This window comes from Gemmatimonas sp. UBA7669 (genome assembly GCF_002483225.1).
Taxonomy (GTDB): domain Bacteria; phylum Gemmatimonadota; class Gemmatimonadetes; order Gemmatimonadales; family Gemmatimonadaceae; genus Gemmatimonas.
On the sequence record NZ_DLHL01000003.1, the window covers coordinates 68,377 to 88,707 of the forward strand.

General features: G+C 66.2%; 16 protein-coding genes, 1 other RNA gene and 2 pseudogenes. 13 read left to right on the forward strand and 6 right to left on the reverse strand.

Annotation, left to right across the window (positions count from 1 at the left end; genetic code table 11):
- The first annotated feature begins 5 nt into the window (after positions 1-5).
- Positions 6-463: RNase P RNA component class A (gene rnpB, locus B2747_RS01025), an RNA gene on the forward strand.
- Between the two features lie 29 nt (positions 464-492).
- Positions 493-1,413 carry a hypothetical protein gene (locus B2747_RS01030; protein ID WP_291155659.1) on the forward strand — a complete coding sequence of 307 codons (921 nt, stop codon included), beginning with the start codon at positions 493-495 and terminating at the stop codon, positions 1,411-1,413.
- A gap of 48 nt (positions 1,414-1,461) precedes the next feature.
- On the opposite strand, the gene dnaN is transcribed toward B2747_RS01030, so the two are convergent.
- Both dnaN and dnaA read right to left on the reverse strand, forming a co-directional pair.
- A complete protein-coding gene (dnaN, locus tag B2747_RS01035; protein ID WP_291155662.1) occupies positions 1,462-2,574 on the reverse strand; it encodes a DNA polymerase III subunit beta in 1,113 nt (370 codons plus the stop codon).
- A 234-nt stretch (positions 2,575-2,808) separates the two neighbouring features.
- Entirely contained in the window at positions 2,809-4,227 is a 1,419-nt protein-coding gene (dnaA, locus tag B2747_RS01040; protein WP_291155664.1) for a chromosomal replication initiator protein DnaA, read from the reverse strand.
- Between the two features lie 276 nt (positions 4,228-4,503).
- On the opposite strand from dnaA, the gene rpmH reads away from it, so the two are divergent.
- From rpmH to mnmE, 5 genes and pseudogenes are all read left to right on the forward strand, one after another.
- On the forward strand, positions 4,504-4,668 hold the full coding sequence (rpmH, locus tag B2747_RS01045) for a 50S ribosomal protein L34 (RefSeq protein WP_291155666.1): 165 nt from the start codon (positions 4,504-4,506) through the stop codon (positions 4,666-4,668).
- Positions 4,669-4,690: 22 nt separating this feature from the next.
- A pseudogene (gene rnpA / locus B2747_RS01050) lies at positions 4,691-5,077 on the forward strand (ribonuclease P protein component); the annotation flags it as partial.
- Entirely contained in the window at positions 5,074-5,319 is a 246-nt protein-coding gene (gene yidD, locus B2747_RS01055) for a membrane protein insertion efficiency factor YidD (RefSeq protein ID WP_291155669.1), read from the forward strand. The pseudogene rnpA and the gene yidD, both read left to right, overlap by 4 nt.
- Before the next feature lie 43 nt (positions 5,320-5,362).
- A complete protein-coding gene (yidC, locus tag B2747_RS01060; protein WP_291155672.1) occupies positions 5,363-7,093 on the forward strand; it encodes a membrane protein insertase YidC in 1,731 nt (576 codons plus the stop codon).
- Positions 7,094-7,143: 50 nt separating this feature from the next.
- Positions 7,144-8,397: pseudogene (gene mnmE, locus B2747_RS01065) on the forward strand (tRNA uridine-5-carboxymethylaminomethyl(34) synthesis GTPase MnmE); the annotation flags it as partial.
- Here mnmE and B2747_RS01070 read toward each other — a convergent pair.
- Entirely contained in the window at positions 8,335-9,375 is a 1,041-nt protein-coding gene (locus B2747_RS01070) for a LysR family transcriptional regulator (RefSeq protein ID WP_343125843.1), read from the reverse strand. The pseudogene mnmE and the gene B2747_RS01070 overlap by 63 nt on opposite strands.
- 84 nt (positions 9,376-9,459) lie before the next feature.
- On the opposite strand from B2747_RS01070, the gene B2747_RS01075 reads away from it, so the two are divergent.
- Together B2747_RS01075 and B2747_RS01080 are read left to right on the forward strand one after the other, a co-directional pair.
- Positions 9,460-11,058 (forward strand): NADH-quinone oxidoreductase subunit L, encoded by a 1,599-nt coding sequence (locus tag B2747_RS01075; RefSeq protein WP_291155678.1) that lies wholly within the window; start codon positions 9,460-9,462, stop codon positions 11,056-11,058.
- Between the two features lie 29 nt (positions 11,059-11,087).
- Positions 11,088-13,682, forward strand: a complete 2,595-nt coding sequence (locus tag B2747_RS01080; protein WP_291155681.1) for a YbcC family protein — start codon at positions 11,088-11,090, stop codon at positions 13,680-13,682.
- Between the two features lie 58 nt (positions 13,683-13,740).
- Here the strand turns inward: B2747_RS01080 and B2747_RS01085 are convergent, their stop codons facing one another.
- Positions 13,741-14,697, reverse strand: coding sequence for a hypothetical protein (locus tag B2747_RS01085; RefSeq protein WP_291155684.1), 957 nt, complete (start codon positions 14,695-14,697; stop codon positions 13,741-13,743).
- 220 nt (positions 14,698-14,917) lie between these two features.
- Here B2747_RS01085 and B2747_RS01090 point away from each other — a divergent pair, with 220 nt between their 5' ends.
- Positions 14,918-15,571, forward strand: coding sequence for a DUF2225 domain-containing protein (locus tag B2747_RS01090; RefSeq protein ID WP_291155685.1), 654 nt, complete (start codon positions 14,918-14,920; stop codon positions 15,569-15,571).
- A gap of 35 nt (positions 15,572-15,606) precedes the next feature.
- Here the strand turns inward: B2747_RS01090 and upp are convergent, their stop codons facing one another.
- Positions 15,607-16,236: a uracil phosphoribosyltransferase gene (upp, locus tag B2747_RS01095; protein WP_343125844.1), complete on the reverse strand. Its 630-nt coding sequence runs from the start codon at positions 16,234-16,236 to the stop codon at positions 15,607-15,609.
- On the opposite strand from upp, the gene B2747_RS01100 reads away from it, so the two are divergent.
- From B2747_RS01100 to B2747_RS01110, 3 genes are all read left to right on the forward strand, one after another.
- Positions 16,229-17,722, forward strand: coding sequence for a DUF2156 domain-containing protein (locus B2747_RS01100; RefSeq protein WP_291155689.1), 1,494 nt, complete (start codon positions 16,229-16,231; stop codon positions 17,720-17,722). The genes upp and B2747_RS01100 overlap by 8 nt on opposite strands.
- Entirely contained in the window at positions 17,719-18,336 is a 618-nt protein-coding gene (locus B2747_RS01105; protein ID WP_291155692.1) for a TIGR00730 family Rossman fold protein, read from the forward strand. Before B2747_RS01100 ends, B2747_RS01105 begins: the two co-directional genes overlap by 4 nt.
- A 151-nt stretch (positions 18,337-18,487) precedes the next feature.
- Positions 18,488-19,612, forward strand: coding sequence for a sigma-54 interaction domain-containing protein (locus B2747_RS01110; RefSeq protein ID WP_291155695.1), 1,125 nt, complete (start codon positions 18,488-18,490; stop codon positions 19,610-19,612).
- Here the strand turns inward: B2747_RS01110 and B2747_RS01115 are convergent.
- Entirely contained in the window at positions 19,579-20,115 is a 537-nt protein-coding gene (locus tag B2747_RS01115) for a hypothetical protein (RefSeq protein ID WP_291155698.1), read from the reverse strand. The two genes, B2747_RS01110 and B2747_RS01115, sit on opposite strands and share 34 nt — an antisense overlap.
- Positions 20,116-20,331: the final 216 nt, after the last annotated feature.

The following is a 20,331-nucleotide window of genomic DNA, read 5'->3' on the forward strand; positions in this document are numbered from 1 at the left end:
AGGATGTCGCCGGCCGGATGGTCGCGAAGTCGGAGGACGGGCGCTTGTCGCCGCGCTCCGGCTCCGAGGAAAGTCCGGGCTCCACAGGGCAGATCGCCAGGTAACGCCTGGGCGCACGCGGCGTGAGCTTCGTGTGACGGACAGTGCAACAGAAAGCAAACCGCCGTCTTCGCAAGAAGGCGGTAAGGGTGAAAGGGTGGGGTAAGAGCCCACCGCGCACTCGGCAACGAGTGTGGCACGGTAAACCCCGGTCGGAGCAAGGCCAAATAGGCGGTGAGAGACGGCCCGTCTCGAACAACGGTGCAGGGCCCTCGGGCCTGACCATCGAACCGCGGGTAGGCTGCTGGAGCGTGTGGGTGACTGCACGCCGAGAGGAATGACCGTCCGGTGTCGTGTGGTGTTTCACCTCTGGTGGTTCACCGCATGGCACTGACAGAACCCGGCTTACAGGCCGGCGACATCCGCCCTCTGCTTTTTCCTGTGTTCTCTGCCATGCGCGTACGCCTCAACGCTCGGTTCTACGTCCTGCTTGGACTGGTGACGACAGGCTGCGGTGGTGGCCCGGTGGTCACGCCGGTGCCCGTTCCCGAGGTTCGCGAGACACCACCAATTCCGACTCCGGTGTCGGTCGCGCGGGTGAGCCTGCCGGCACGGGTCGCGGGTGGCAGTTGGCGCGTGGTCAGTCAGATCACCATCGAGCTGCGCGACAGTGCCAGCACACCCGCCACGCCTGGCACTCGCGGCAATGCCCCGACGACGCGCCGGCAGGACGTCGAGTCGCGGGGGCTCGTCTCCTGGTCTGGCACACGCAACCCCAATGGGTCCATGGTGCTCGCCGGTCAGGTCGACTCGTTCACCGTGCGCAGCTCCTTCGAGCAGCAACTTGCGCCGCTGCCAACGCCACCGGCGCTGTTGTTGCTCGATGGCCGCGTGGACAGCACGACCGTTCGCATCGTGACCCGTCCCCTGTTGGACAACGAGTGCGACCGGCCTGAGGCCGCGGCGGCCGCATTGGCCGCTGAGGTGCTCGTGCGCATTCCTGACGGCGTCGTGCGCGGCAGTACCTGGCGCGACAGCAGTGTGACCCTTTCCTGCCGCGGCGGCGTGCCCATGACGCTGATAAGCCGCATGCAGACCACCTTGCAGGACATCGAGCCAACACAATTGCGTCTGGAGCGGCGGGTGGAGCTTCAGGTGAGTGGCACCGGCGGCTCTGCCTTTCGCGCCTTTGATGTCCAGGGTCAGGGTCAGGCAACCCAGCAGCTGGTGGTGGATGTCGCAACCGGTCTCTTGCGCCGGCTGGATGGGCGCAGTGAGCTCAGGCTCACCACAAGCGAACGGGTCCCGCAGCAGGCACCGCGTCTTCAGACAGCGGTGCAGCGCGGGACCCTTCGAGTCGAGTGGCGGCCCTGATTTGCGACGTGGTGGCGCATATGGCGCCACCACATCAGCCTCCCGGCCTCAGTCCATCAGACGCAGCGGCATCACCAGGCAGAGATACTTGGCCGGATCGTCCCAGCCTTCAGGCTCGATGGTGGCCGCACGCTCCGGCGCCTTGAACGTGAGCCGGATCTGCTCGGTGGGCATGTAGCGGAGAATCTCGAGCAGATAGGTGGCGTTGAAGCCAATGTCGAGCTGGTCGCCGGTGTAGTTCACCGGCAGCTCGTCGCTGGCTTCACCCAGATCCGGCGTGGTGACGCTGAACTTCAGCATCCCCGTGTTGAAGGACATCTTGATGCGATGCGTCTGATCGGACGCAATGACACTCATGCGCTTGAGCGCACTCGTGAGCGCGGCCTTGTCGGCCAGGGCGTAGCGATCGTTGTCCTTCGGGATGACCTGCTCGTAGTTGGGGTACGGCCCCTCCACGAGACGCGTGAACACCGACGTGAACGGCGAGCGGAATCCGAGGTGGTTGTCGCCGCGCGCGATTTCCAACTCTTCCTCAGCCGGAAACAGGCGGCGAATCTGCTCGAGCGCCTTGGGCGGCACGATGAGATCACCCGGCGGGGCGCTGCTGGATTCCACCGGCAGTTCCATCTTGGCGAGACGATGTCCGTTGGTGGCCACCATGCGCATGCGCTCCTCGCGCAGCTCCCAGAGCACGCCATTCAGGATGGGGCGTGACTCCTCGGTGCTGACGGCAAACGCCGTGTGCGAGATGAGCTTCTGCAACTCACCCGACTTGACCCGCCACGAATCGTTGAAGCGTACGCTCGGGAAGGTCGGGAACTCGTCACGCGGCAGCCCAAGCAGCTTGAACTTGGAACGCCCGCACTCCAGCACGACGCGCTGCTCACCACTGGCCGAAATCTTTACCGGCGAGGGCGGAAGCTCGCGCGCGATTTCGCTCAGCTTCTTGGCAGGGATGGTGATGGCCCCAGCCGTTTCGACATCCGCACTCACTTCGGTGCTGACGGCGATGTCGAGATCGGTGGCCGAGAAGCGAATGCCTCGGTCTGTCGTCTCGACCAGCAGGTTGGCCAGCACCGGGAGCGTGGTCTTGGCCGGCACGGCCGCGGTCACGGCCTGGAGGCCTTCCTGCAGCTTTTCACGCGAAATCGTGAACTTCATGCGCGGGTATGTGGAAGGACTGCTGCAGCCTGTTGTTTACAAACAGACTAAGAGATAAAAACAGTGGTAGCAGCAGGGGATGTGGGCATGTCTACAAACGCTGCAAGCTACGCATCCAGAACGGCTTTCGCCATGTCCCCTGATGTGGGTTGGCTGTGGGATCTCGCGAACTCTCCCCGCTCATGCACAGGGGAGGGGGGTGCCTGGTGTGGGGAGCTGTGGATGGGTGGGGACTCAGGTGCCCAGCTGCCCAGTTGTCCGCAGAGTTTCCAACATGCCGCGAACCCTGAGTACACGCTCGCTGAACTCGGGCTCCCCGGCCATGTCTTCCGCCACGCGATCCAACGAATGGATGACTGTGGAATGGTCGCGGCCCCCGAATGCGTTGCCGATCTCCACGAGCTGCAGGGCCAGCAGCTCGCGGCAGAGATACATGGCCACCTGCCGCGGCACCGTCAGTTGCTTGGTGCGCGTCTTGGAGCGGAGGCCATCGGGTGTCACGCCCCACTCGCGGGCCACGACCTGCTGAATGGTGGCCACGGTAATGGCGGTCGGCGGCACATCGGGGAAATCGGCGGACGACGCGCCGCGCAGCTTGTCGCGCAGCGCCTCGCGGGCCAGGTCCACGGAAATGTCGCGATGCTTGAGCGAGGCGTAGGCCAGCAGCTTGATGATCGAGCCTTCGAGCTCGCGCACGGATGACTTCACGTGCTGCGCGATGAACTCGATGACCTCGTCGGGGATGGTGAGCTCGAGGTGGTCGAGGCTGGCCTTCTTTTTCAGGATGGCAATGCGATGCTCGAGGTCCGGCGCATCGATGTTGGCCACCATGCCCCATTCGAAGCGGGAGACGAGGCGGGATTCGAGGCCCGGGATCTCACGGGGCGGCCGATCGGAGTTGAGGACGATCTGCCGTCCGGCTTCGTAGATGGCGTTGAAGGTGTGGAAGAACTCCTCCTGGGTGGATTCCTTCCCCTTCAGAAACTGCACGTCGTCTACCAGCAGCAGGTCGATTTCGCGAAAGCGTCGCCGGAAATCGCCCATCTGGCCGGTCTGGATGGCACTGATGAACTCGTTGGTGAACTGCTCGGTGCCGACGTAGGCCAGACGCAGGGTGGGGGTGCGGCGCAGCAGCTCATGGGCAATGCCCTGCATGAGGTGCGTCTTGCCGAGGCCGGTTTCCCCGTAGATGAACAGCGGGTTGTAGACCTTGCCCGGCGCTTGAGCGGCGGCCTGTGCGGCCGCAGCCGCCACGTCGTTCGACTTGCCGATGACGAACTGGTCGAACGTGTAGCGCGGGTTAAGTGGCGTTGAAACGCGCTGTTGCTGCTGCGGTGGTGGCGCGACAATCGGCGCTGGTGGCGGCGCAACGAACATGTCCATCTGCACCCGCCCGACCCGCTCCTCATGCACCCGGAACCGCACATTCATGGGGTGACCGAGGGCCACCGGCGCAAAGGTCGCCAACAGGTCCGCGTGCTTGGAGTCGTTCCAGTCGGCCGAGAACTGGTCGGGGGCGCCGACCACCAAGGTGTCGCCTTCCAGCGCCAGGGCGTCCGTCGGCTCAAGCCAGGTGCGGAAGGTCTGCTCGGGCAGCACCTGCTTCGCCCGTTGGCGCAGACGATCCCAGATTTCCGCAGGCGAAAGCGACATGGCAACTCGGTGGGGCGGTTGACGACGATGGCGGGGGGCGAAGGTACCCGTTCGACTGTGGATAAGTCAATCGCTGGCGACCTTGTGAGAGGGCCGTCGGACCGGACTCGGCACGTGTTGGCAAGCAAGTCGAAATGCCGATGGCCAACTCCTTGTCTGAGGCCACTTTGCACATGCAGGCCAAAGTCATCCTGCCCTTGACCCTGATGGGGGGGCGCACGTACATTGGGGGGCTATTCCGCATAACACGTCAATCCGTTTCCGTACGAGTTTCATATGGGCAAGCCCACATATCGTCCGCGCAACACGCGTCGCATCCGCAAGCACGGCTTCCGTGCGCGCATGGAGACGAAGTGGGGCCGCGAAGTCCTCGCTCGTCGCCGCAAGAAGGGGCGCAAGCGTCTGACCGTTCAGCTCCCGTCGAAGTACGCGGGCGCCTGAGTCGCGCGCGTTTCCGCGCCAGCAGCGGCTGACACGCGGGACCGAACTCGAACAGGTACGGCACGAAGGGAAGCGAGTGCGCACAGCGTCTCTGGACGTCCGCGCTCTGGCTTCCCTTCACGCATTTCCACGGGTCGGGTTCGTGGTCCCGCGTTACCGCCAGTCGGCCGTCGCCCGCAACCGGGTGAAACGGCGCCTGCGCGAGCTCGTACGGCTGGACATGCTCAGCGTGCTCGAAGGGCTGCCGCCGCACGATGTCGTGGTGCGCGCCCTGCCGGCAGCCTACCAACGGGATTTTGCCGCTCTCAAGGCTGAGCTGCGGCAAGCGCTTGGCAAACTCGTGCGCCAGCTACCCGCCACGCCGGTCAGCGAGTCCGCCCCCGAGTCTGCCCCCGAGTCCGCGTCATGAGCAACCTGACGGTCCGCAGCATGGCGACCTGGCCGCGTCGCGCGGCCATTCTGCTCGTGCGGGCCTATCAGGTGGGCCTCTCCCCCATCTTCGGTGGGGCCTGCCGCTATTATCCATCGTGCTCAGCCTATGCCATTGAGGCATTGGAAAAGCACGGGGCTCTCCGTGGCAGTTGGCTGGCGCTTCGCCGCATCAGCCGCTGTCATCCGTTGCGACCCGGGGGCTTCGATCCCGTTCCATAGGGAACGCCCGATCGCCCCCGTCGGTCCTCGTCTTTCTTGACTCATGGAACCACGCCGCATCATCCTCGCCGTCGTCCTGATGGCGGTGGTCCTCATCGCAACGCCGTACATCTTCCCGGCGCCCAACGTCCCGCCTGGCGCGACCGGTGCGCGCCCTGACTCGGCGGCCGTACTCACCGACTCAGCGGCGGCTGTGAACAGGGCGCTGGTCGACGCGGCCATCTCGGGCGCGCAGACCCCGACTGCTGCGTCTGCTGCGTCGTCTGCCGCTGCGCCAACGCCCGTCATGGGCGCGGTGGCGGACAGCCTTGCGCTGCCCGCGGTGGTCATCGACACCGCCACCGTGACCACGCCCAAGGCGGTGTATCGCACCACCAATCGCGGCGCCGCACTCATTGGGGCGACCATGACGCAGTACCCGGCGCTGTCCAGCAAGGGCCGCGCGACGGGTGAGCAGGTGGAGTTCGCGCAGACTGGTGATCGCTTGCTTGGTTTCCGCATTGTCGTGCCGGGCGACACCATCGACCTCACACGTCAGGTGTTTCGCAGCTCGCAGCAAACGGAAGGCGATCGGGTCGTGGTGCGCTACGAGGCCGAGTTGGGGTCGGCGTCGCGCACGGCGTCCATTCGCTATTCCTTCCTGCCCGACAGCTATCGCGTAGACGTATCTGCCGCCGTGGCGGGTGTGCCGGAGAACAGCTTCCTGCTCATCGACCTGCCGCCAGGCTTCCGCAGCGCAGAGGCCGACTCGGCCGAGAACAACACGCATCTCTCGTATGCCTACAAGCCCGAGCTGTCGGGGGCGGAGGGCATCAGCTTCTCATCGCTTGACCCCGGTGAGCGCGAGATCGACGCCGGCCCGATTACCTGGGCCGTCGCCAAGAACAAATACTTCATTCTCGGGGTGCTTGCGCCCAAGGGCACACCGGGCTTTGCGGAAGTGAACGTGACGGGTGGTCCGCGGGTGGCGAAGGAAGCCACGCGCGCGCAGGGCACGCTGGTCGCGCCACTCAAGGCCGGCAACGTGGCGTTCGAGGTCTACGCCGGGCCGCAGGAGTTCAAGCGCCTGGTGGCCATGGGCCGCGAGTTCGAAACCAGCAACCCGTACGGCGGCTGGATTCAGGGCATCGTGCAGCCGTTCGCAACGCTCGTCATCCGCACGCTGCTGTGGATGAAGGCCACGCTGGGGCTCTCGTACGGCTGGATCCTCGTGATCTTCGGCGTCGCCATTCGCATCGTGCTGTGGCCACTCAATCAGAAGGCCATGCGCAGCTCCATGCAGATGCAGCGCATTCAGCCCGAGCTGCAGGCCATCCAGACCAAGTACAAGGGCGACCCGCAGAAGCTGCAGGCCGCCATGATGCAGGTGTACAAGGAGCACGGCATGAGCCCGTTCAGCGGACTGTCGGGCTGTGTGCCCATGCTCATTCCGCTGCCGGTGTTCTTCGCGCTCTTCTTCGTCTTCCAGAACACCATCGAGTTCCGCGGTGTCCCGTTCCTGTGGTTCCCGGACATCTCGCTCAAGGATCCGTTCTACGTGATCCCGGTGCTGGTGGCCATCACGGCCATGCTGCTGTCCTGGCTGGGCATGCGCGGGGTGAAGGCCAACGAGCAGCAGAAGATGATGATGTACCTGATGCCGGCTGTGATGATGGTGATCTTCCTCAACATGGCGTCGGGTCTCAACCTGTACTACTTCGTGCAGAACCTCGCCTCGCTGCCGCAGCAGTGGCTCATCTCGCGTGAGCGGGCCAAGCCCGTGATTCGCGGTTGACCTGAGCGAGCGGGCGCCTCACGGTGCTGGCCGGCGACGAAGACACCATCGTGGCGCAGGCCACCGCCGCCGGTCGCGGCGCGGTGGCCATCATTCGACTCTCCGGGGCGCGAGCATGTGACATGGCTCGCGCCCTTGGCGTACCGGATACCCTGACGCCGCGTCGTGCCACGCTGGTCGCGCTCCGTGACGGCCAGGACGACACGCTGATGGACCGCGCGCTCGTCACCTGGTTTCCGGCGCCGCGCTCCTATACCGGCGAAGAGGTCGTGGAGTTTGCCGTACATGGCGGCCGCGTCACGGCCACCCGGGTGATGGCGGCCTGTGTTGCCGCCGGCGCGCGGCCCGCGCTGCCGGGTGAGTTCACGCGCCGCGCCGTGGTGAATGGCCGCATGAATCTCATGCAGGCCGAAGCCGTCGCGGATCTCATCGATGCGCGAAGCACGGCCGAGCAGCAACAGGCCGTGCAGCACCTGGACGGCGGATTGTCACGGCGGGTGCTCGCGCTGCGCGAACAGGTGCTGCAGCTCGAAGCCTTGCTGGCGTATGACATCGACTTTCCCGAGGAAGACGATGGCCCCATTGCCCCGGCGCGCATCACCAGCGCGGCGGGGCAGCTGCGCGATGCGTTGGGCGCGCTGCTGAGCACCGTGCCGCGCGGTGGGCTGATACGCGATGGCGCACTGGTGGTGCTGGCCGGACCACCCAACGCGGGCAAGTCATCACTGTTCAACGCCCTGCTTGGTCAGGCGCGCGCCATTGTGACCTCTGTGCCGGGTACCACACGTGATGCCATTGAAGCGCTGCTCGATCGCACGCCCCTGCCCCTTCGCCTGGTGGATACGGCCGGGCTGCGCGATACCGATGACCCGGTGGAGCAGCTTGGCATTGAAATGAGTCAGCGCTATCTGCGTGAGGCTCAGGTTGTGCTGGCCTGCGGTGAGCGCGCAGAGGACGTGCAACACACCGCAGAGGCCGTGACGCTCCGTACCAACGCGGCCGTGTTGGCGGTGCACACCAAGTGTGACCTCAGGTCGGCACCGCCGGACATGCTTGCCGTGAGTGCAGAGCGCGGTGACGGCCTGCAGGCGCTGCTCAGCGCCATCGATGCTGCCGTGCTGTCACAGACTCCCGCTCCGGACGTGGATGCGGTCCTCGTCATGCGTGAGCGGCATCGGGTGGCGCTCACGCAGGCACACGAGGACGTGCAGCAATTCCTCGACGCGTGGACCACACGCGCTCTACCGGCGCCGGTCGCGGCGGCGCACCTGTTGACCGCCAGAGAGTCGCTCTCCGGGCTGATCGGCGTCATCGACACCGACGACGTGCTGGACATCGTGTTCCGCGACTTCTGCATCGGCAAGTGAGATGGCATCGGGCACCAGCGCCTCGGCGCGCTCGAGCAGCGAGCGCAGGAGCGGGTGCTGGTACTGCCGGCGCACCGTGATGGCGTAGAACTCCTCGAACAGATTGGGCACGGCCACGTACTCCTCGAGCAGTCCGCTGCGCAACTCGTCGAGTACCACGACGGCCGGCACGAGTGACACGTAGTTGCTGTCACGCGCCAGCAGACGCAGCATGGCCATATCATCCACTTCGGCCGCAATGGAGGGAATGACACCGAACTGTTCGCAGAGCACGTCAAAGCCGCTGCGCATGTCGCTGTCGCGACTGGGCAGGACGAGCGGCGTATCCACCAGGTCGTCAGGAAATCGAAAGGGCCGTCCGCCACGCGGTGGCCCAATCAGACTGACCTGCTGTCTGGCAATGCGTCGGCAACGCCAGGCGGTCCCGGCGTCTTCCTGTACGCGACGATTGGAGAGCACGATGTCGAGATTGTGGGCGCCCAGCCGCGAGAGCAGCTCACCCAGCGAACCGGAATGGAGCACAAGCTCCACATCGGCATTACCCAGGATCGGCGCCACGAAGCGCCGCTGGAAGTTGCGGGAGAGGGTGGCCACCGCGCCGATGCGCAGGACCTGGCGGTGGTGGCGCCGTCCTTCCTGCAGCGTGGCCACCAGTTCGCGCCCAGCGGCCGCAATGGTGTCGGCATAGGCCAGGGCGATGCGTCCGGCCTCGGTGAGGACCAGGCGTCGCCCCTGCCGTTCAAAAAGCGCCTGCCCCAGCTGTGCCTCGAGTTGGCGGATCTGTGTGGATAGCGCGCTCTGGGCCACGCGCAGATGCTGCGCGGCGCGGGTGAGGTTCCCCTCGTGGGCCACCGCGCGGAAGTACTGCAGGTGGTGGTAGTTGAGCCGACTGAGGTGAATCTCTGCTTGATCCATAAAAACGAACGATAGTGGCTGAAAGATGTATTTTGAGGAATATACCGAATCCAGTAGCGTGATGCTGTCCCTCAGCCCTCACGCATGCATCCTGCTTATGTCTCCCTGCTGGTGCCGGCGGCCTACTTGGCCGGCGCCTTGCTGCCTTCGCGGTTCTGGCCAACTCAGCCGAGTGGCCAATGGTCGGCGGTTCGCCGGCTCAGTGGGCTGGTCCTTCTTCTGGCATGCGCCCAGTCATTGATCGCTTGGTGGCGTCCTGATGATTCGTCACTGACGCTGCCTGGCTTCGTCCCACTGACGATTCGCGCTGATGCCCTGAGCGCGGTGCTGCACCTGCTCATTGCTGGGCTGGCCGCCGTCATCCTGCCTTTCGCGGGCCGTTACCTCGCCGGTGAGCCCGGCCAGCGCGCCTTCCAGCGGTGGTTCCTGTCGGCGCTGGCCGCCGTGTCGCTGCTGGTCACCACCGATGATCTGCTGGTGCTGGCCCTGACCTGGACGGTCGCCAACTTCGCGCTTCACAAGCTGCTGGCCCACTACACCGATCGCCCGGAAGCGGTGGTGGCCGCCCACAAGCAGTGGTTGGTGAATGTCGCGGCCGATCTGCTGCTCGTCGTGGCCGTGGGGCTCGTCTGGCAGACCGTGGGCAGCCAGCGCATCAGCGATCTGAGCAGCCTGCTGGCCACGTCGGCCACCCTGCCGAACGCGCTTCAGTCGGCAGCGGTCCTTGTGGTGCTCGCCGTCTGCCTGCGTACCGCGCAACTGCCGGCGCAGGGTTGGCTCATTCAGGTCATGGAAGCGCCCACCCCCGTGTCGGCCTTTCTGCACGCGGGACTGGTCAACATCGGCGGTGTGGTGCTGCTGCGACTTGCGGCGCTGCTGACGGCCTCGTGGCCTGCGCAGACCTTGCTGGTCGTGGTCGGCGGCACCACGGCGGTACTCGCGGCGCTGGTCATGCAGACGCGCGTGAGCATCAAGGTGTCGCTTGCCTGGTCCACCAGCGCGCAGATGGGCTTCATGCTGGTCGAGTTGGGCCTTGGTGCCTACCGCCTCGCGCTGCTGCACCTGCTCGCGCACTCGCTCTACAAGGCGCATGCCTTCCTGACCTCGGGCCGCACGGTTGAGCAGTGGATTCGTGCGCACACGGTGACCTTGCCGCAAGCGCGTGCGGTGAGTGACTGGGTGCGTGCGTTGGGTATCGCGGTAGCCGTCGTGACCCTGCTTTTCGTGAGCTCGGCGCGATGGAATGTGGCCTCGCCTGACGATCTGCTCAGTGGCAGCATGTTGGCGCTCGCGCTCATGCCGCTGCTCACCGTGCGCGTCGGCGATGGCATGGCGGCACTGTTCGCCCACGCGCGACTGGCCACAGGTCTCCTCATCATCGCCTTTGCGGCGCATGCGCTGGCGCAAATCATGCCGGCGCCCGAACTGCTCGTCGCCCCCGATGCGCTGCGACTTGCGCTCGCAGCCACCCTGGCCCTCGCCCTCGTCATCACGCAGGTGCTCATCACGGTGCAGCCGCACGGCGCGTTCGCGAAGGCCCTGTATCCCGCGTGCTTCGCCGGCTTCTACGTCGATGAGGTCTTCACACGCCTGACCTTCCGCTGGTGGCCCCCGCGCACGCCAGCCCGCACGACCGCTCACGCATCGGCGTTCCCCGCCGCCCTGCACTCCTCCCCCGCCTGACCTCTACCCGAATCCTGCTCATGACTTCCATGATGACTCCCGCGACCGGGTTGGCCACGCCCACGCAGGCTCCGACATCGATCGCCGGTGCGACAACCCCGCCTGACAACACGACGGCGCTGGCAGGTGCTCCGTTGTCGGTGGCGGAGGCGGCACTCGATGCTGCCATTCTCACGGCCTGTGATCGTATCGCCCCGGCCTGGCCACTCGATCGCGCGATCGCGGTGAATCCCTGCTGGGGCTTCATCGACAAGCCCTTCCCGGAGGTGGCGGCCTCGCTCGCCGCGTTCTCGGGGGCGACGTTGCTCATGCCGCGCAGCTGGTATCGCGATCAGTATCGTGCCGGCCGCTTCACGGACGCCGATCTCGAAGCGGTACTCAAGCGCGCGGGTGACACACGTCCGCTCACGCAGTTGCTGGCCGCGCTGGCGCGGGATCCGCAGGAGCCCACCCCCTGGGGCTTCATGACGGAAGCGGTCGATGCCGGACGCGATCTCACGCATCATTGGTCGTGGCGCGCCTTCGTGCTGCGCGACATCTCGCAGGCCTGCGCGGCCTGCTTCGATGAAGGACAGGCGCGGTGGAGTCCTGACCGCAGCACGGGCCTGTACGGGGTGTGGCGTACGCTCGCGCGTCACGACCTGGCGCCGCGTCTCCTCATGGGCGCGTCGCACCACCAGGCCGACATGGATGCGCTGCCCGACGACCCGCGCACGCTCATCGTGGAAGCCGTCGCCGCACTGGGTGTGGCGCCGGAGCACTGGGCGGACTACTTCACGGCCCTGCTGCTCAGTGTGAATGGCTGGGCGTCGGCCATGGCCTTCCGTCGCTGGGAGGCGCGTCTGCTCGGCGGTGATGATGAGCAGCTCGTGCATCTGCTCGCAGCACGTCTGGCCTGGGAGCTGTTGCTTGCGCGGCAGTATGCCACGTCGCACACGATGATGGTGTGGCGCGCCATTCAGCAGGGATGGCAAACGGCGGCCAGCGAGGCGGCGGAACTGCGTCGGGATGACTGGCATTTCCAGCGCGCGCTTGAGCTGGCGTATCAGCGCACGCTCACGCGCCGTCTGCTGCCGGCACCAGCGGCTGACTCGCACACCGCCACCACATCTTCGGCTCCGCGCCGCACCGCCGCGCAGGTCGTGTTCTGCATCGACGTGCGCAGCGAAGTCATGCGCCGCGCCGTCGAGCGCGTGTCGCCCGATATCGAAACGCTGGGCTTCGCCGGATTCTTCGGCGTCCCCGCAGCATACAAGACCCCCGAGGGCACGTTGCGGCCGCAGCTCCCCGGTCTGTTGGCGCCGTCCGTGGTGATTGCCGACGAAGCGGCCGGCAGCGAGGAGCCAACGGATCGTGTGGTGGCGCGCATGAAGGCGCGCGCCGCCGCCGGTGTGAGCTGGAAGCAGCTCAGCTCCACACCCTCGAGCATGTTCACCTTTGTCGAGTCGGCCGGTCTGGCCTGGGCGGCCGCGCTATTGCGCGACGGGCTCAAGCGACTCGCGCCCACGCGTGATCCGCTGCGTGCAGATGACATGACGCCGAGCGCGCCCCAGCTCACCCGCAGCACCGATGGCACGCTGATTGGCGATGAGCAGCGCATCGCGCTGGCGGCCGGAATCCTGCGCACCATGAGCCTCACCCAGGACTTTGCGCCACTGCTGGTGTTGCTGGGCCACGGCGCCTCAACCAGCAACAACCCGCAGGCGGCCGCGCTGCAGTGCGGAGCCTGTGGGGGCCAGACGGGCGAACTGAACGCGCGCGCTGCCGCGGCGCTGTTGAACGACGCAACGGTGCGAGTCGGTCTCGCGCAGCTCGGCATCGATCTTGGCGAGACGTTTGTGCTGGCCGGCCTGCACGACACGACCACCGACGACGTCACGTTGTACGACGTGGAGCACGTGCCGTCCGCGCACACCGCGGCGCTCGAGATGCTGCGCAACACGCTGCGCAACGCCGCCGACGTTGCGCGCGCCGAGCGCGCCCCCGGCCTCGGCATCACGGCCGCGACGACGGAAGAACTGGCCTCGCGTATTCGTGCCCGCGCGCGTGATTGGGCGGAGCTGCGCCCCGAGTGGGGACTGGCTGGCAATGCGGCGTTCGTGATTGCGCCGCGCGCGCGGACGCGTGGCCTCGATCTGGGTGGGCGCGTCTTCCTGCATGACTATCGGTGGTCGCAGGACAACGAGTTCCGCGTGCTCGACCTCCTGTTGTCCGCGCCGATGGTGGTGGCGCACTGGATCAACCTGCAGTACTACGCGTCCACGGTGGATCCGCTGCGCTACGGCAGCGGCAACAAGGTGCTGCACAATGTCGTCGGCGGACGTCTGGGCGTGCTGGAAGGCGGCCAGGGCGATCTGCGCATCGGTCTCGCGCGGCAGTCCGTACACGACGGCACCGCGTGGCGTCACGAGCCACTGCGTCTCTCGGTGTTTGTTGAAGCGCCAACCGATGCCATCGACGCGGTGCTGGCCCGTCATCGCAGCGTGGACGATCTCGTGCGCAACGAGTGGGTGCACCTGCACTGCCTCGACCCGATCAGCGGCATGGTCACGCAGCGTCGGGCCGACGGCTGGCACGAAGTGGAGTCCTGGGACGTGCACATCGGCGCGCTGCACGCCAACTGAGGTCCGACAACATGCTCCCGGCAGCGCACGGGCTGCCGGGACGCATGTCGGGATGCACTCAGGACACGATGGTGAGGCGGGGTCGTTCCATCATGGGTTCGGCCGCTGCCATGACCTCTTCAGCGCTGGCCCGCACCGACCAGGCAAAACCGCGGGCCGCGATGGCCGGCTCAACCAGCCGGGCGCCAAGGAAGTATCCGGCCCGTTCGGGGAGCACGACGCGCTCCACCGTGCGGGCTTCGTCGCTCATGCCGCCCGAGAGAAAGCGGAGACGCAGCCCCAGGGCGGCCCGGTCATAGTCGCGGCTGGCCGCGCGCTGCAGCACGGGCTCCACCTCGCGAATGCGCGCATATTGCCGGCGCGCAAAGCCGAAGTACTCCCAGGCCGCGTGGCCGGGACTCACGGCACGCGACACCTGCACGGCCAGTCCCTCGTTGACCAGCAGCTCACGCAACGTGGCCTGACGCCCCGTCTCCCAGTAGGAGTAGTAGCCGCCGGATTCGGCCACGAGCGAACGCATGCTGCTCTGGCTTCCGGGCGCGGTGTAGCGAATGACGTGCGTGATTTCGTGCGCCAACCAGAGCGGAATGAGCTCGGGATCAAGACCCAGCGCCTGCGTGTCGGGGTTGGTCACACCCGTGAAGTGCTCGAGGCAGACAAAGGCCACCCCGCGGCCGTTCACCACCAGCTCCCCGGCATTGGCGGCCCCGACACCCACCATGAGCACGATGTCGTAGCTCACATCGACGTCGAGCAGCGTGCGCACCTTTTCTTCGGTGTCGCGGGCGAGCGCCACAAGATCGGTGGTGGCAAGCAGCTGGTGCAGGTCGCTGCGATCGGCGGCCACGGTGGACCGCACCACTTCTTCGAAGTGGGGCCCAGAGGGCTCCAGGACATAGTTGTCCCAGTAGGCCGTCAACAACGCCCGGTGACGATCGAAGTACTCGAGGTACGCCGCGAAACGATCGTCGGCGTCGAGAACGGCGAGGAAATCCGGAATGAGATTGATCAACATCAACGACCCGGGATCGGGAGGCCGGCGCGATCGAGACGTACGCGCATATGCTGCGCAACCCACTCGCCGAACGAGACGCGGCAAGATAGCCCGACGCGGACATCACAACAAGACTTTTCCCCGCCGCCGGGTGTCATGAATGTGGACAACCCCACGGGGTGCTCAACTCCGCTGCCGGCGCAGCCGACACTGTATCGACATCACCGTGTCCCGATGCGCCATGACCACGCTTCATCTCATTGAACTCTCCTGTCCGGTATGCGCCCGGTCCTTCCGTTCGCAAACCGTCGTGGCCACCAACGGCTACGGCGGCAAGCGCACGGATTTCCACGAGCGCGCCGCCGGCATGCAACCCCTGCCCTACTTCGTGCATCTCTGCACGCAGTGTGGCTATGCCGGGGTAACACGCGACTTCGGCGACGAGGTCGAATTGACCGAACTGATTCGCACGCGAGTGTGGACCGAGTTGGGACCGGCCTTGCGACACGCGCTGCCTTCGGGCTCCCTCAAGTACGAGCATGCGGCCAAGGTGGCGCAGTGGCTTGGCCAGGACGCCCGGTATCTTGCCGATCTGTATCTGCGAGCGGCGTGGTGCTGCGTCGACGAGGGCGACGTGGAAGCGGAACGCTACTTCCGTCGTCACGCCGCCTGGAGGTTTGCCGAGGCGCTCGACGCCTGGGATGGCGTACCGGCCGAGGAACGGGCGGTGATCACCTATCTGGTCGGCGAGCTGTGGCGGCGCATCGGTGACGATGAGCAGGCCCAATCCTGGTTTGACCGTGTCGAAGACGAGGTGACCGAACCCTCGGCGCAGGCCTGGGTGCTGGAAGTAGCTGCGCAGCAGAAGCTCGCGCCGCGCGAGTGGTTCACCTGATCGTCACCTGATCGTCACCTGATCCGCCGCGTCGCTCAGCGCGTGCCGAACAGGCGGTCGCCGGCGTCGCCCAGTCCGGGCAGAATGTAGCCGTGTTCGTTGAGCTCGCGGTCGAGACTGGCCGCGAGCACCGGCACATCGGGATGATCCGCCGCGAGTCGCGCGACGCCCTCCGGCGCCGCGACCAGGCACAGAAAGCGGATGCGCGTGGCCCCCGCCCGCTTGAGTGACGACACTGCCGCCGAGGCGCTGCCCCCGGTGGCCAACATGGGGTCGAGCAGCAGGAAATCGCGCTCGCTCGCGTCGGCCGGCACCTTGAAGTAGTAGTCCACCGGCTCGAGCGTGTCGTGATCGCGATAGAGCCCAATGTGGCCAACCCGCGCCGACGGCATGAGACGCAGGATGCCTTCCACCATGCCGAGGCCGGCACGGAGAATGGGCACCAGTGTGAGCTTCTTGCCGCGCACCGTCCACCCCGACGTGGTTTCCAGCGGCGTCTCCACCCGCACGGGGTCGAGTTCGAGATCGCGCGTGGCCTCGTAGGCCATCAGCATGGCGATTTCGTCCACCAGTTCCTTGAACTGCTTGGTGGGCGTGGCGCGATCACGCAGCAAGGTGATCTTGTGGCGGACCAGCGGGTGGTCTACGATGCGCAACGTGGGCAAGGCATGCGACGAGGACATACCCGAAGCTAGTGCGGATCTTGTGCGGCTGCACGGGCGCACGGCCACGGCCTTCCGTTCACTGGGCCGCGACCTCCTGCGCTGGTACTGGCGGGCCTCACCTGAGGTGGCCGCCTCCGACTCGGTCGCCTCCGACTGGGCTGCACAGAGTCCACGGGCCTTTGTGGCCTACCTCGAGGTGCGGCGCGCACGCGTGGCGGCCGGCGAGCCGGTGGCTTCGCTCGATGACTTGCTGACGGTGGCCGAGCGCTTTGTGGATGACAGCGCCGCCCGCGGTCAACGCGCGAGCTTCTTTGGTACCGAAGGCCGACTGGTGCAATCGCCGCGCTTCGCCCGCCGACTGCTGGGCGAACAACCCGTCTGGAATCCGCAGGCATGGACTGCACACCGTCAGGCTCACCGCTCGTTGCGTGAACAATGTCGCCGGGCGCGAGCCAAGGGTGTGGCCATTCAGGAAGTCGATGCACGGCATGTCACCGCCGGCGCAACAGGCGAAGCGGTGCAGCAACTCGTGACGCGCTGGCGTGCCACACGCAGCATGTCCCCCATGGGATTTCTCGTGCAGATCGATTTCACCACCCAGTCCGCCGCGCGGCGCGTGTTTCTCGCGCAGCAGAACGGACAACTGGTCGGACTGCTCGCCATGGCGCCGGTACCTGCGCGCGCTGGCTGGCTGCTGGAACATCTGCTGCGCGATCCCGACGCACCCAATGGCACCGCAGATCTGCTTGTGGATCACGCCATGCTGCAGCTCGCGGCAGACGGTGTGACCTGGGCCTCGCTCGGACTGGCTCCGCTGCACGGTCCGGTGGACGGTTGGCTGCAGCGCGTGCGACACTGGTCGCGTCCCCTGTTCAACTTCGAGGGGCTTGCCGCATTCAAGCGCAAGCTGCGACCCGACCGCTGGGAGCCCATCTATCTGGCATGGCCGCGGGAAGGTTCGGGATGGCGCGCCTTGCTGGATGGTCTGCGCGCGTTTGCCGGAGGATCGCTGCTGCGGTTTGCGCTGCGCACGATATTCCGTGGCCCCACGCCATTACTGCGTGCGCTGTGCTGGCTGCTGGTGCCGTGGACGCTCGTGCTGGCGGCCGCGCCAACCGCCGCGTGGTTTCCGCACACCGCCGTACACGCGGCCTGGGTGCTGTTCGATGTGCTGCTTGTGGTGGCGCTCTGGACGCTGCTGCGTCGCCAGGCGTTTGCGCCACGCACGACGGTGGCGCGCCGACACACGGCCCGACTGGCTCTGCTGCTTGCCACCTGCGTGAGTCTTGATGCGCTGCTCACGGCCTGGCAGGCCTGGGCGTTCAACATGCCGCGCGTCCACACCGTGGTGGACGTCGTTATCGTATGGCTGGCCTGTCTTGGTCCACTGGTGGCGGCGCCGGTACTATGGGGTGCAGCCCGCCGGCTGCGCGTTCTTGCTCGTCCACGTCCACAACTCGACTGGCCTTCTTCTCTCACGACATGACACCGCCGACCCTTCCTGTCACCCCGGTCGTTCTGCAGCGCGTAGGTGTGTACTGCGGCGGCAACGACGGAGCCCGTCCTGCGTACGTTGCCCTCGCCCGCACGCTGGGACAGACACTCGCGCGGCGTGGCATCGGTCTGGTGTATGGCGGGGGCCGCACGGGACTCATGGGCGCCATGGCCGACGCCGCGCTTGCGGCCGGCGGTGAAGTGATTGGGGTGATGCCACACGGTCTTGTCGAACGCGAAGTCGCGCATCGCGAGCTGACACACCTGCACATTGTGGACAGCATGCATGAGCGCAAAGCCATGATGGCCAGTCTGGCCGATGCCTTCATCACGCTGCCCGGCGGCATCGGAACACTCGAGGAGTTCTTCGAGACCTGGACATGGGCGCAACTGGGCGTGCACAGGAAGCCCATGGGCTTGCTGGACGTCGATGGATTCTGGGAGCCGTTGCTGAGCATGCTGGCATACATGGACAGCGAGGGATTTCTGCGTGGCAATCCGCGCGCCTGGCTGCTGCACGAACATCATGTAGAGCGCCTGCTGGTCGCGTTGGAGGCATTTGTAGCACCAGAGGTCCGAACATGGGCGCGTTTGTCAGAGACATGATGCGCGACTTGCGTCACACTTCGCGTCACGTGTGACACTGCTTGCCCACGGCGTGCTCTTGCCGAGCACGCTGGCGTTGATGATGTTGCGAGGAGCGATGGCAATGAACGCGACGTGACGTGTCCCCCGTCACCATTCGAGGAGCCGAATCATGAGCGACGTCGCTCGATTCACCACTGACGGACTGCCGCCACTGGCACTGCATCGACCCGACGAAGCGTCCGTGGCCTTTCACGGGCTGCTGGGCAGCAGCGCCATCATGCGCGAGGCGTTCGAACGCCTCGAGCGCGTGGGTCGCACCGACGTCACGGTATTGCTCACTGGTGAGAGTGGCACCGGTAAGGAGCTGGCGGCCCGTGCTCTGCATGCCGTGAGCACACGTCAGCAGCGTCCACTCGTCGCCCTCAATTGCTCGGCGCTCCCCACCGAACTGGTCGAGAGTGAGTTGTTCGGGCACACACGTGGCGCGTTCACCGGCGCGGTGCGCGATCACGGCGGACTGTTCGAAGCGGCTCATGGCGGCACGCTGTTCCTCGACGAGATTGGCGACCTCGGCATCGGCGCACAGGCCAAGGTGCTGCGCGCGCTCGAGAGCGGCGAGGTGCAGCGCGTGGGCGGCACCAAGCCCACACGCGTGGATGTCCGCGTCATTGCGGCCACCAATCGTCCGCTCGAGCGCATGGTCGCCGACGGGGCGTTTCGCGAGGATCTGCTGTATCGCCTGAACGTGGTGGTCATCACGCTGCCGCCGCTGCGCGCACGTCCGCAGGACATTCCCATGCTGGCACAGCACTTCCTGCGACAGGTGGGGATGAAGCACCCGCAGACCGCGCAGCGCATCAGCGAGGAGGCCATGGCCTGCCTTGTTGCCTATGCCTGGCCTGGCAATGTGCGCGAGCTGCGCAACGTGCTCGAAGGTGCCCTGGTGCTGGGTGACGGACTCACTCTCGAGCCTCGGCATCTTCCACCCGTGCTCCGAGAGGCTGCAATGCCCTCGGGTGGTGTGGAGGACGATGCCGCCAAGGCCCTGGTGGCAGCCACCATGCATCTGTCCTTCTCGGAAGCGCGCGAGCAGGCTCTCGAGGCATTTGACCGGGCCTTTCTGTCTGCGGCGCTGGCACGTCATGGTGGCAACATTGCCCAGACGGCGCGCACACTGGGATTACATCGGCAATCGCTGCAGAAAGTGCTCGCGCGCCGCTCGCTGCGCGCACGGCGCCCCGCGTCCCCGTCCGAGGCGGCTCAGCCCGACGCCACGCCGTCCGACACGCCGTAACGCCATTCGCGCAGTAACGCGCCATCACCGAAGACCTCGCGCACGCTGGTGAGCGCATCGGGGAGGCAGCACCAGTACTGCGGCGACTCGAAACGCTCGGCCAGCGGCGCATCGTGAAAGCGCCAGCGCAGCAGTTCGCTGCGGATGAGCGTCCAGACATCGCGCATGGTGGCGGCCGACTCTGTGAGGAGGCGTCGCGGCAATAGAGGAATCACGCGCACCAGTGCGTGGCTATCGGCCGGCACGTTTTCTCCGCGATCGCAGTGTGCGCGGTCGTGCGTGACCGCCGCGTCCTCGTGTGCGGTGCAGTCATTCGGCTGCACAATGTGCAGCATGGGGTACGCAGCATCGTCGAGAAATCGCGGTGGCTCCACTACCAGCACGTCACGCTGCGTGGCACAGGCCTGCGCCATGGCGCGCGTCGGCGCAGCCGGTGACTCCCAATGCACCGCAGCAATGAATACGACGGGCGTGGGGCGGGGCAGGTCGGCGCAGTGCGGCATCGCAGCGTCTCCAGAGACAAAACGTGAGCGACCAATGCGTGCGTTGCGCACCGAGTGATGCCTCGTGTGCCCCGCAGCTCATGCATACGACAGCAAGTATCGTCGTGTCTGCTTGCGGAGCAAGTGACGTGCCGCACGTTCAAGAGGGAAATGCGGCGCAGTTCGTGCGATGTGTCACGGCGCGGACACGAAGGATGTGCAACATTGCGTGGCGTA